This window comes from Alcanivorax borkumensis SK2 (genome assembly GCF_000009365.1).
GTDB classification, from domain to species: domain Bacteria; phylum Pseudomonadota; class Gammaproteobacteria; order Pseudomonadales; family Alcanivoracaceae; genus Alcanivorax; species Alcanivorax borkumensis.
Genome location: NC_008260.1, coordinates 226,587 through 238,774, shown reverse-complemented (window position 1 = coordinate 238,774; position 12,188 = coordinate 226,587). Strand labels below are relative to the sequence as shown.

The 12,188-nt window shown below is 54.0% G+C and carries 13 protein-coding genes; 5 read left to right on the top strand and 8 right to left on the bottom strand.

Annotated elements, in window-relative coordinates:
- Positions 1–12: 12 nt before the first annotated feature.
- The 8 genes from ABO_RS01110 to radC form a co-directional block, all read right to left on the bottom strand.
- Positions 13–1,212 carry an AAA family ATPase gene (locus tag ABO_RS01110; RefSeq protein ID WP_011587516.1) on the bottom strand — a complete coding sequence of 400 codons (1,200 nt, stop codon included), beginning with the start codon at positions 1,210–1,212 and terminating at the stop codon, positions 13–15.
- Between the two features lie 12 nt (positions 1,213–1,224).
- Positions 1,225–2,445, bottom strand: coding sequence for a type II and III secretion system protein family protein (locus tag ABO_RS01105; protein WP_011587515.1), 1,221 nt, complete (start codon positions 2,443–2,445; stop codon positions 1,225–1,227).
- Positions 2,435–3,283, bottom strand: a complete 849-nt coding sequence (gene cpaB, locus ABO_RS01100; protein WP_231868092.1) for a Flp pilus assembly protein CpaB — start codon at positions 3,281–3,283, stop codon at positions 2,435–2,437. Before cpaB ends, ABO_RS01105 begins: the two co-directional genes overlap by 11 nt.
- 134 nt (positions 3,284–3,417) lie before the next feature.
- The gene (locus ABO_RS01095) at positions 3,418–3,852 is read right to left on the bottom strand and encodes a TadE/TadG family type IV pilus assembly protein (protein WP_231860902.1); all 435 of its coding nucleotides are present in this window, start codon (positions 3,850–3,852) and stop codon (positions 3,418–3,420) included.
- The gene (locus ABO_RS01090) at positions 3,849–4,088 is read right to left on the bottom strand and encodes a Flp family type IVb pilin (RefSeq protein ID WP_041704654.1); all 240 of its coding nucleotides are present in this window, start codon (positions 4,086–4,088) and stop codon (positions 3,849–3,851) included. Before ABO_RS01090 ends, ABO_RS01095 begins: the two co-directional genes overlap by 4 nt.
- A 358-nt stretch (positions 4,089–4,446) precedes the next feature.
- Entirely contained in the window at positions 4,447–4,614 is a 168-nt protein-coding gene (gene rpmG / locus ABO_RS01085; RefSeq protein ID WP_007151127.1) for a 50S ribosomal protein L33, read from the bottom strand.
- A gap of 22 nt (positions 4,615–4,636) precedes the next feature.
- Positions 4,637–4,873, bottom strand: a complete 237-nt coding sequence (gene rpmB / locus ABO_RS01080; RefSeq protein ID WP_011587512.1) for a 50S ribosomal protein L28 — start codon at positions 4,871–4,873, stop codon at positions 4,637–4,639.
- A 259-nt stretch (positions 4,874–5,132) separates the two neighbouring features.
- Positions 5,133–5,807, bottom strand: coding sequence for a RadC family protein (radC, locus tag ABO_RS01075; RefSeq protein WP_011587511.1), 675 nt, complete (start codon positions 5,805–5,807; stop codon positions 5,133–5,135).
- A gap of 258 nt (positions 5,808–6,065) precedes the next feature.
- On the opposite strand from radC, the gene coaBC reads away from it, so the two are divergent.
- The 5 genes from coaBC (at position 6,066) to slmA (ending at position 12,166) form a co-directional block, all read left to right on the top strand.
- Positions 6,066–7,265 carry a bifunctional phosphopantothenoylcysteine decarboxylase/phosphopantothenate--cysteine ligase CoaBC gene (coaBC, locus tag ABO_RS01070; protein ID WP_011587510.1) on the top strand — a complete coding sequence of 400 codons (1,200 nt, stop codon included), beginning with the start codon at positions 6,066–6,068 and terminating at the stop codon, positions 7,263–7,265.
- Between the two features lie 77 nt (positions 7,266–7,342).
- Positions 7,343–7,795, top strand: a complete 453-nt coding sequence (dut, locus tag ABO_RS01065) for a dUTP diphosphatase (protein ID WP_011587509.1) — start codon at positions 7,343–7,345, stop codon at positions 7,793–7,795.
- A 105-nt stretch (positions 7,796–7,900) separates the two neighbouring features.
- Complete coding sequence (locus tag ABO_RS14665) at positions 7,901–10,300, top strand: phosphomannomutase/phosphoglucomutase (protein ID WP_050731494.1); 2,400 nt, start codon at positions 7,901–7,903, stop codon at positions 10,298–10,300.
- Between the two features lie 178 nt (positions 10,301–10,478).
- Positions 10,479–11,378, top strand: coding sequence for an acetylglutamate kinase (gene argB / locus ABO_RS01055; RefSeq protein ID WP_011587507.1), 900 nt, complete (start codon positions 10,479–10,481; stop codon positions 11,376–11,378).
- A 203-nt stretch (positions 11,379–11,581) separates the two neighbouring features.
- The gene (gene slmA / locus ABO_RS01050; RefSeq protein WP_011587506.1) at positions 11,582–12,166 is read left to right on the top strand and encodes a nucleoid occlusion factor SlmA; all 585 of its coding nucleotides are present in this window, start codon (positions 11,582–11,584) and stop codon (positions 12,164–12,166) included.
- The last annotated feature ends 22 nt before the right edge of the window (positions 12,167–12,188 follow it).

Genomic DNA, 12,188 nt, shown 5'->3' with positions numbered 1-12,188 from the left:
GCCGACGGCAAATTACGCCTTATTTCCATGCATCAATTTCGCGACCCAACCGCCTTGAACACTTTTAATATTTGGATCCCGCCCACCCATCAGGTCACTAACTAATCCATTCATTTTTCGATTATAAGCACTGCGTGGAGCACTCTCGCGAATAGGCACACCTAAATTGATTGATTCCAGACGATGCTTCCAGTCCATAGGAAAGGCGGCTGCGACTTCTACGCCCGTACTTCCATTCACATCATCCAAACTTGGAGGTATAGCAGATTCGTACCCATCTATAACAAAGTGAACCTCGCTATCTTTAGGCAGATGAGGCCTCCAGTTAGCTATATGCTCACGTACCGCCTTTAGCTGCCCCACTTCAGGATGCGCAGCGACAATCAAATCACTGACATGGACACCTATCGTTTTGATCCATGAGGAGTGCTGTTCACAGCCAACATTAAGGATGATTCGATCAAACATCCCCATTAATCGGGACAAGGCAATAAATAAATCAACACCCTGATCTCCAAGAAAATCAACACCCGTCCCACCGGCCAACAACCGCAACCCAGGGCGGTATTCCTCCAGCGCGGTTTCTATAAGGGTGTGATCCACAGTGTCTGGACTTGCCAGTAATTGCGTCAGATCATAGGTGCCGCGATTTTCAAGATGAAAGATTTGCTCACTATTACTGACCACATCTATCGCGAGCGTCGTCTGCTGTGAGCTACAGCTAGCCATCGTGGCCGCTATATTCTGTGTCAGAAACGTAGTGTCAACTCGTGGAGAAACACCGGCCACCAGAATTAAATTTTTGGTACGAGATGTCAGCTCATCTCCTACGTGCCCCGGTCGCACAAGCTGATGACGCCGCAAGCGGTCACGTAATTCCACCGCTTCACAACCAACAATCACACAATCACGGGCCCCTGCTCGCATACATTGCAGCAGCGTTTCTTGATCTGCATAACGGCACAACGCCATCACCGTAATCCATGGTCGAGCATTACTGAGCGCGGTAATCACAGCCATAGATTGACTGCTATCTACATCAGAAACTTCCACCAAGGCCACTGTAGAATTCGTGGCCTCAAGTAAACGCAGAACACGACTCAGATCAGAGCGACTTACACGCTCGATACGTCCGCTTCCTTGAAGAGCATCATCCAACCAAGCGTAAGCACCCTCGTCCTCAACTACTGCTAACAGGCTTTCTTCAGTCATCGTAGTCGCCCCCTACCAGCTCAAGCCATGACGAACTGGCCGAGATCCATTGCGAGTTTCAGTCATCATGTCCAACCAACCTGTACTGCTATTGTGGTAGCCAGCACCGGGCAATGGACCGGCCTCAGTCGACGATCCCGGTGACACAAGATGAGGCGTCACCACCATCACCATTTCCTTGTCTTCTCGTGACAGTTGACCCGAGCGAAAAAAGGCACCTAGCACAGGCAAATTGCCCAAACCAGGAATTCTATTGCTATTATTCACCGTGTTTTGACTTACCAGACCACTAATAATGAAGGTCTCCCCCGGCGCCAACGAAACGGTTGTTTCGGAGCGGCGAACCCTAAGCCCAGGAATAGACGTCCCAGCACTTTCCACCCCGGCGGAGAAATCTAGCTCACTCACCTCTGGCGCTACTTTGAGAATAATTTGGTCGCCACTGATAACAGTTGGCGTCAATGCCAAACCAATACCAAAACTCTTAAACTCAACCTGCACGCCGTTATTATCACTGCGAGTAGGAACAGGAAACTCGCCACCAGAAAGAAAAGTAGCCGTTTGACCACTGAGTGCGGTCAGAGAAGGCTTCGCCAGGGTATAAGCAAACCCTCCACTTTCTAGCGCATTAATAATCGTTGTTGAATTCTTGCCAAGACGAAATAAGTTGAAACTATCGGAGGGGCCTCCGCCTCCCGGTGAGGCAACGCCCACTTGAGTATTGCCCCCATCAAAAATATTAGAATATTCAAAACCAAAGCTATTAAGCTTGCTCCGGCTAACTTCCATAATCCGAATATCCGTTTGCACTTGGGTTCCAAACGGCAATCTTTTTCCTGCCGTCGCGGCAACAACCACCGTACTCCTTAATGGCTCATCCATACCGTCTAACCAAACAGTAAGCACCGACGATCCTTCCTGCTGAGCAGTCAGCAATAGCTCAGCAGGAGCACTGACAGCCACAGCGACAGCATCAGGGCTGGAGGTGGCAACCTTTGTTACACGATCAGCAAAAGCTACCACATGCTGATCCCCCGGCCCCATGCGCATCACCTTTTCAAAGGAGTCCGCACCCACTGGCACGGAAAAAAGCGCAGACAGGGCGATCCCAACAACTGATAGATGCGACAACAGCATTGCAAACAAAGAGCGTCTAGACAGAACCGTACCGGCAACTCGAGACTTTCCATTGCATCGTTCCGACACCTTTTTCTGTATCACCTCAACGTACATAAGTACTCCTTGAAGTCGATCCTTCATAGACTTCCACTTTATTTCCGCGAGGGGGGGCCACACTCCGTCTTACCGGTTTTTTCTCAGGGAACAAAGAATCCAGCTTAGTAGTAAGCATCAATTCCTTCTGCTCTTTTCCACTGAGACCGACAGCTCCACCGCCAGCACTCTCATTTTGTTCGCTTCCTATATCCTCTCCAGCCATAGCCAAGCGCAGCTCGCCATTGCTGTCAGCTAACAACAATTTAGGCAAGGCTTCGCGGGGTATCGCCAAGACAGCAGTCGCGTTTCTTGAACGACTCTTTTCCTTCTCTTCATCCGTCTTATCGGCATCCTGAAGCTGGCCTTTTACCGCCAATACTTCAATAGCCTTAAGCAAAATCATGCTCGTGGGTTGTTCATCTTGCCCCTTGCGAAAATGCACCAACACATCCACCAAATCACCAGGCTCCAACAGCCCGCCAACAGCCGAGGCATTATCAATATCGATGGCAAATGCTCGGAACTGAGCAGGAACAGACTGCGCCAGACGATTACCGGCTTCTAGGTGAACCTGAGAGAGAATTTCGCCGTTGCGAACATGCTGAAATAAACGCTGCCCCACCACTTGAGCGTCAGCTTGCAGAGCAGACGACAATGGCGCAGAAACATCAATTTTTTGAAAATCATCATCCGCAACAATCGAACCTATGTTTAGCTCTCGTGTTGCAACCCAGTAAGTATATTTAGGTTTATCCGCAGCACGCTGTTGCGCAAGCGCCTCATCCGCTCCTGCCCTTTCCGGTTTTGCCGGCGAAGGATCTCGAGCCAGACCCACTAGGGCTAAAATCACCGCCACCACACTCAGTATTAGCGCAGGTAGCATATAGAGCCAACGAGCCCCCATGTCCCCTCCTTAGGTTTTACTTGCCAGCAACCACCTGAACACAAGCGCTGACGCCAACAGTCTCGCCCCACCAAACGGCAGTGCAATCAAATTGTTACCCTAGATGTTACGCTCAAACAGTCTGGCAAAGGCGGAAAACCACCGAAGATGCCTAGCTGATCAGGCCCAGTCGCGACACCCGACGCCTCACTGCAGCCCCCATCCGTTAGAGCAATACTCAAATCACACACGACCTCAGCACCCACTGTCACACAAGCGTCAGCGGGCACCGAGCCCATAAAGGTAGGCACATTATTAGCCAACGCGCCATTGGCCAAACTTGCAGCCATAACCCCAGGATCACTAGTGGTATTACGGTCCAGCGTGGTGGCTGCCGCCGCGGCTCTGTCGACAGACACCTGCATTCTCATTTGCCAAGAAAACAGAACGCCGTAGGTCGCCGCAGCGTAAACCAGACCGATCACCAGGGGAGACACTAGCAGAAACTCCAGTGCCACAACCCCTTTAACAATTTTCTTCACGCGTCTGATGAGCCGCCGCATGCGGAAGAATCGTTGAGGCACTCGACAATGCCGTCGAACACACCATCAACCTCACCCGAAAATGCGACAAAGATCACGGCCAATGCAATCACCAGTACAGCGGCGAGCATAATATATTCCAACGCACTGGCCCCACGCTGATTGCGTGCCCGGCCGGGGAGCTGAGTGAAAAGGCGAACAAACAAAGCCTGAGAAAGGGTTTTCAACATATCCATAGTATTCTCCATACATCTAACTACGTAGACTATTGTTGTGTGAAATCAAGGTGAAATTTTATGCATTAATATAGACGTATTCCGTTGATCCTATGCAACCGTGATACACCCCACAACTGCGAGCATGTAGCCTTTTGTTGCAAAACATCCCGCTCATGTAAAGCTAGCACCAGCCCTATTTTGTGACGCGGATCAAACCACTGTTCGGGTAGGAAAGACGATAGACGGGCACCCTAACGCATATTTTTTTATATTTAACGTGAAGATAAAGCGCGCACTTTTCTCCAAGCATAAAAAAACCCGGGAGAGAATCCCGGGTTTTTTTATGTCCGCTACCAGGCAGGCAAGCTAAAATCGATTATTTGATTTTAGCTTCCTTGTAGGCCACATGCTTACGCACGACCGGATCATACTTCTTGGTTTCCATCTTTTCAGGATGAAGACGCTTGTTCTTGGTGGTGGTATAAAAATGACCAGTGCCAGCAGAGGACACCAGGCGGATTTTTTCACGAATAGGACCGGCCATGGGTTAACTCCTTCTGTTAGCCTTAAACGCGATTGCCGCGAGAACGGATATCGGCGAGTACTGAATCGATACCTTTCTTGTCGATGATGCGCATACCTTTAGAGCTTACCCGCAGACGCACAAAACGCTTCTCGGATTCAACCCAGAAACGATGGTGGTGCAGATTCGGCTCGAAACGACGCTTGGTCTTGATGTTCGAGTGAGAAACGCGATTGCCCGTTACAGGGCGCTTACCGGTCACCTGGCAAACTTTGGACATTGTCTTGCTCCGTAAAACTTCTTGCGGGGGACGGTAGAGCCCCGGAAAAGGCGCGTTTTATACCAACCCACCGCTCAAGTTTCAAGCTAAATTTGAATTTAAACGACCACTGGAGGCCAAACGGCGCAAGCTAAGCGCCACCAAGATCTCTTCTTGTACGGCTAAAACATGCTCAACAGGCGACATTGTGAGAGGCTAACACGCTCATTTGCTTAGTTCCGCATGTTTCGTCAGGCATGCCATGCCAGCACACACGTGCTTACACTGCTCCGCGAGACGCCAACGACACCCAACCGCCATCACCAATCACCAAATGATCCAGTACTCGCACTTCCACCAGCCCCAGCGCCTCCACCAAGCGGCGAGTAATAGCGTGGTCCGACTGGCTAGGCTCCGCCACACCGGAAGGGTGATTATGCGCCAGGATCACCGCCGCAGCATTGTGCTCCATGGCTCGGCGCACCACTTCTCGAGGGTAGACCGCAGCGGCATCAATAGTGCCCTGAAACAGTTTCTCGAAAGCAATCAGCCGATGCTTGTTATCAAGAAACAAGCACGCGAAAACCTCAAACGGCAACCCGCGCAACTGGGCAGTGAGCAACTGTCCCGCTTTGTCCGGATTATCCAAAGGCAACCCCCGCTCTAGAGGCTCTGCCAAATAGCGGCGACCTAATTCCAGTGCCGCCAGCAACAATGCCCGTCGGGCTACCCCCATCCCAGGCAAGTGCGCCATTCGTTCCGGGCTCAGATCCAACATGGCCCGCAAACCGCCACTACTCACTAACTGCCGACGGGCCAAATCCACCGCCGTTAGCCCCTGCTGCCCAGTACGCAAAAAGATCGCCAACAACTCCGCATCACTAAGCGCCTGCGCCCCTCTCGCCAATAACTTTTCCCGCGGCCGCTCATCCTCCGGCCAATCTGTTATAGCCATAACAATGCTCCACGCGGCAACCTGTACGCAGCCATCACCCTCTTCATCCCCGCCTGCCACACGCTGAATGACTTATATATTCGTCTCAAAGCTCACCTCCCCCAAAAACATCTTTGTTTTATGTGTAGCCTGTTGCGCCCCGCGTGCCGCGCCTCTTATAGAGTGCTACTCTATGTAGCCTGACTTGATAGCAGTTTAGCGGCTGCAGCGGCAGTGGAGATTCGCCATATCTGCCGTCATCCAAACAAGGGTTTTTGCATGCAACGTCTGATGAACAAACGCGTCCTGCTGGGCGTCACCGGTGGCATCGCGGCCTATAAAGCCGCCGATTTGGTACGCCGACTGCAGGATGTCGGCGCACAAGTGCGGGTGGTCATGACCCAGGGAGCCTGTGAATTCATTACTCCACTGACCATGCAGGCGCTATCAGGGCATCCCGTACACACTACACTGCTGGATCCAACGGCCGAAGCCGCCATGGGCCACATAGAACTGGCTCGCTGGGCAGATCTGGTACTGATTGCGCCCGCGTCCGCCAACTTCATGGCCCGTTTGGCCCATGGCCATGGCAACGATCTGTTAACCACCCTGTGCCTGGCCACCGGCGCCCCTATCGCCATTGCCCCGGCCATGAACCAGCAAATGTGGGCGGATATCAGCACCCAAAAGAACCAGCTGATCCTTCAGGAAAAGGGCATCACCATTTTCGGTCCCGGCAGCGGCAGCCAGGCCTGTGGCGAAGTCGGCGCCGGGCGCATGCTCGAGCCGCTGGAAATCATTCAGCAGGCGGCGGAAGTGTTTGATAACCAGCTACTCACCGGCAAGCATGTGGTGATCACCGCCGGTCCCACCCGGGAGTCCATCGATCCGGTGCGTTACATCACCAACAAAAGCTCCGGGAAAATGGGCTTTGCGCTGGCCGAAGCCGCGGCCGAAGCTGGGGCCAAGGTCACCCTGATTGCCGGGCCGGTGTATCTACCCACCCCTTCACGGGTGGAGCGCGTGGATGTGATCCGCGCAGTGGATATGTATGAAACCTGCATGGACGTGGTGGAAAATGGCTGCGATGTCTTTATCGCCACCGCCGCCGTAGCGGACTACCGCCCGACCGTGACCGCCGACCACAAGATCAAGAAGTCCACCGAAGAAATTCACCTTACATTGGTAAAAAACCCAGACATCGTGGCCTCCGTAGCTGAACACGCCAAACGCCCCTTTACCGTAGGCTTCGCAGCAGAAACCCAAGACGTGATGGCCTACGCCCAAGGCAAACTGGTGAACAAGAAGCTCGACATGATCGCCACCAATGATGTCTCCGGCACCAATGTGGGCTTCAACAGCGACAACAACGCCCTCACGGTAATCTGGCCCAGCGGCCACAAGGTATTGCCGCTGGCCTCCAAAGCCCAAATTGCCAAACAACTGATCGAACTGATCGCGATACGCTATAAAGACTAACGCTGACACGCTGCACGCAGCATGTAACACGCCCGATTTTATCCCGTGATGCATGTAACCTGACCGAAGGAAACACCATGAGACTGCAATATCGGGTACTCGATACCCGCCTTGGCGACAGCATTCCTCTGCCTCATTACGCGACCGACGGCTCCGCCGGGCTAGACCTGCGCGCCATGGTCAAGGAACCGCTAACCCTGCAACCAGGAGACACCGAGCTGCTGCCTACCGGCATGTCCATTTTTATCGATGATCCGGGCTATGCGGGCATGATCTTGCCGCGCTCAGGTCTCGGCCATAAACACGGCATCGTGCTAGGCAACTTGGTAGGACTCATCGATTCTGATTATCAGGGCGAACTGATGGTGTCCTGCTGGAACCGTGGGCAGCAGCCCTTCACGCTGGAGCCCGGTGAGCGCGTCGCTCAGCTAGTGATTGTGCCGGTAATGCAGGTAGAACTAAAACAAGTAGAAAGCTTCAGCGCCAGCAAACGCGGCGAAGGCGGCTTCGGCCATAGCGGCCGCCAGTAATACAACACAAAAGCAACAAACCATGCGGCACAACAACGCAGCATCGCTCGCACCACAACCTAAACCGCAATAACACAGTGGTAGCGCCGGGTAAGCGGAGGGGATATGGGGACAAAAAAGAACAACAAGCAAGATGAATCCACCAACGTCATGAAGCAACTGCTGCCCTTGGTTACAGCGGGCATTATCGGGGTAATTGCGGCCACCGGCTGCCTTTACGTCTATCAAATAAAGCAATTACAACCCGAACAACAGCATACTCAGGCTCAATTGTTGGCTCGCTCTTTGGCCAATCAAGTCCATAGCACGATCGAGATATCACGTAAGCAACTGGACATTCTCAGTAACCGCCGCGACGCAAACCGCGCTCTGGCAGACAATGACCTGTCCAGCTTCAACATGCATCAGCAGCAATGGTTCCCCGAAGCCTCAGTCCAGTTAATTTCCCACCGTGATTCAGATATGTCCCGGCTCAGCTACACGGCCCAAGAGCTACTCAAGAAGGCCAGCTTGGGCCAAAAGCCCGAGCCCGTCATCATTGCCGGCGACATACCCCGGCTAGTGATCGCTCGCGCCACCCACAACGAATTTGGCAGCCTACTGCTCACCCAGTCCTTAGTTCCGCTGGCTACCGCCCTGCGCGCGTCTATCCCAAACGGTGGTGCGCTCGCCGTGAAATACGCTGGCACCCCTCTGCTCAACAACAAGCAACGCGCCAGCGGCGGCACCGCTCAGGTCACGCAAGGCCCGGTTGAAGTCAGCCTAGCACTACGCGCGCACAGCGATAATAGCCTGATTGTCGCCATCCTTGGCGTCTCCCTGGGTGCAGTTGCCATCCTCCTAACCACCCTGCTGGTCAACCGCCTGCTGAACCGAGCCCTGCGACAAGACGTCGCCGAGCTAATCCGCTACAGCGACGAACTCATACACCAACCGGGTGTCACCGCCCGCGACCATTTCCAGTTTCCAGTTTTAAAAGGCGCTAACGAAGCCTCCGCCCGGCTGGCCCAAAAATTACGCGAGCGCGCAGGCGCCACTCGTCCCCATGCCGCAGCCCAAACCGACGCCTTGCTAGTGGAGGAAAATGACGACGATAGCATTCTACTAATAGATGACGATGGCGGTGACCAAGCTGTACCCGACAGCATTTTTCGCGCTTACGACATCCGCGGCATAGCCGGCGACACCCTAACCGCTCAAGGCACCTACCTGCTAGGACGCGCCATCGGCAGCGAAGCCGGCGAACTGGGCCAGCAAACAGTGCTGGTGGCCCGCGATGGCCGCCTTTCCAGCCCGGAACTCAGCCGCTCATTAATCAAAGGCCTGCTAGAATCCGGCCGCGACGTGGTTAACCTGGGCCTAGTCCCCACTCCGGTTCTCTACTATGCCACCGAAGTACTAGAAACTCAGACCGGCATCATGCTCACCGGCAGCCACAACCCGCCCCAGCATAACGGCCTAAAAATCGTCATGAACGGCGACACTCTTTACGGCGAACGCATCCTAGCCCTTAGCCAGCGCATCAAAAACAATGCCTTTAGCGAAGGCCGCGGCCACGAAGAAGAACGCGACATCGCCGATCGCTATCTCAACGACATTGCCAGCGACATCGTGCTGGCCCGCCCCCTAAAAATTGCCATCGACTGCGGCAACGGTGCCACTGGCGAACTGGCGCCACGCCTGTTCAGCCAGTTAGGATGTGAAGTTGCGCCACTGTATACAGAGATCGACGGAAACTTCCCCAACCACGCCCCAGACACCGGTAACCCGGATAACCTCACCGACCTGATCCGCGTAGTACAGGAACAGGAACTGGACCTGGGCCTAGCCTTCGATGGCGACGGCGACCGCGTCGCAGTGGTTACCAACACCGGCGAAATCATCTGGCCCGATCGCCTGCTAATGCTGTTCGCCAAAGACCTGCTCGCCCGCAGCCCCGGCGCCGACATCCTTTTCGACGTAAAATGCAGCCGCGCCCTGCCTGCCATTATCCGCAAGAACGGAGGCCGTCCATTGATGTACAAAACAGGGCACTCGCTAATCAAGGCCAAAATGAAAGAAAGTGGTACCGCCTTGGCGGGTGAAATCAGCGGCCACATCTTCTTCGCCGACCGCTGGTTCGGCTGCGATGACGGCGCCTATGCGGGAGCTCGCCTGCTGGAAATCCTTTCATTGCAAGATGACACCGCCGGCCAAGTATTCGACCAATTTCAAACCGGCGCCACCACCCCAGCGTTGTATATCGATGCCACCGACGACAACAAATTTGCACTGATCGACGCCCTCGAGGCCCATGCCGACCAATTCACCGGCGGCCGCCCCACCACCATCGACGGGCTACGGGTGGACTTTCCTGATGGCTGGGGGCTGGTGCGCGCGTCCAACACCACCCCGTCACTGGTGGCCCGCTTCGAAGGGCGCGACGAAGAGGCACTGGAACGAGTAAAAGAACAGTTCCGCAAACAACTGCATGCAATCGATAAAAGCCTAAAATTGCCGTTTTGAGTTAGAATCACCGAACTGAAAGGTCAAACGTGGAGATGGCACCGCGCAAATCGGATACTCTTTTGCTCCACGCTTTATCCTAAGAGGGAACGCGGACAAAGCCCCTGCAATGCAAAGCGTTGGCCCTGCATTTTGAACGTTAAATACCTCCGCTAAAGCGAATACCCAAGGAGACCCAATGGACGCCAATAGTGCCCATGACACCGCCCGAATTCTGATTGAGGCGCTACCCTACATTCAGCGTTTTGCCGGCACCACGGTAGTCATCAAATATGGCGGCAATGCCATGGAAAACGAGGAGCTAAAAAACAGCTTCGCCCGTGACGTAGTAATGATGAAACAAGTGGGCATCCACCCGGTGATTGTGCACGGCGGGGGCCCCCAGATAGGCGAGTTACTGGAACGTCTTGGCAAAGAATCCAAATTTGTTCAGGGTATGCGTGTCACCGACCGGGAAACCATGGACGTGGTACAGATGGTGCTCGGAGGGCTGGTCAACAAAGACATCGTTAACCTGATCCAGCATAACGGCGGTCAAGCCATCGGCCTCACTGGCAAAGACGGTCGGCTGATTAAAGCTCGCAAGATGGTTCTCAAGGCAAGCGATGCGGATAGCCCTGCATTACAGGCCTCAGAGATCATCGACATCGGCCACGTTGGCGAAGTGCAGGGTATCGACACTCGCATCATCGACCTGCTCGCCGGCAGCGATTTTATCCCTGTAATCGCACCCATCGGCGTAGACGACAACGGCGCCAGTTACAATATCAACGCCGACCTTGTGGCCGGCAAAGTAGCTGAAGTGCTGCGTGCAGAAAAACTCATTCTGCTCACCAACGTCCCCGGCCTGAAAGACAAACAAGGCCAGATCCTCACCGGGCTCACCACCGAAAGGGTCAACAGCCTGATCAAGGACGGCACCATCTACGGCGGCATGCTGCCCAAGATAGGCTGCGCCCTAGAAGCAGTGCAAAACGGCGTGCACACTGCCCACATCATCGATGGCCGGGTGTCTCACGCCGTTCTGCTAGAAATTCTCACAGACAAGGGGATCGGCACCCTAATTAGCAAAGACTAGTTGAACAATAAAATTTTAAAGTTTTCAGCTTCAACTTAAGTCGCCGGCAAGAGGGATTGCCGGTGACTTTGCTATAACCAATTTATAAGAATATTGCAGCAATAAACCCGGGAATGTTGGGCGCGGGCATAGCATATGATATATCTCTTGCCACACTCGCGCTGCAGCTTGCCGCTTGCAGCTAAAAACGGGAACGACATTTCATGACCGATAAAAAACCGTCTCGGAAAGAGCAGATCCTGCAGTCGCTCGCCCACATGCTTGAAGCCGCACCAGGAGGACGCATTACCACCGCCGGGCTGGCGCGGGAAGTGGGTGTCTCCGAGGCGGCGCTATACCGACATTTTCCCAGCAAGGCAAAGATGTTCGAGGGGCTGATCAGCTTTATCGAAGAAGCCATTTTTTCGCGTATTAACCGTATCGTGGAAGACGGTCAGGCCAGCGATCAGGTGGAACAAATACTCACCTTGCTGCTGGCGTTCACCGAGCGCAACCCCGGTATTACTCGGTTACTCACCGGCGACGCCCTGACTGGTGAAAACGCACGCCTGCACCTGCGCATCCAACAATTCTACGACCGAGTGGAAAGCCAAGTAAAAAAAGTACTGCGTGATGCAGAGCTGAAGGAAGGCTTACGCACCCAAGCCACCCCAACCGTCACAGCCAACCTACTGCTGGCCGTGGCCGAAGGGCGCATTGCGCAATTCGTTCGTTCTGGCTTCAAAATTAAGCCAGGCCAGGACTGGCCGGCCCAATGGGCGCTATTGCAACCCACCTTGTTTCGGTAAAAGGAATTAAAGGCGTTCGCCA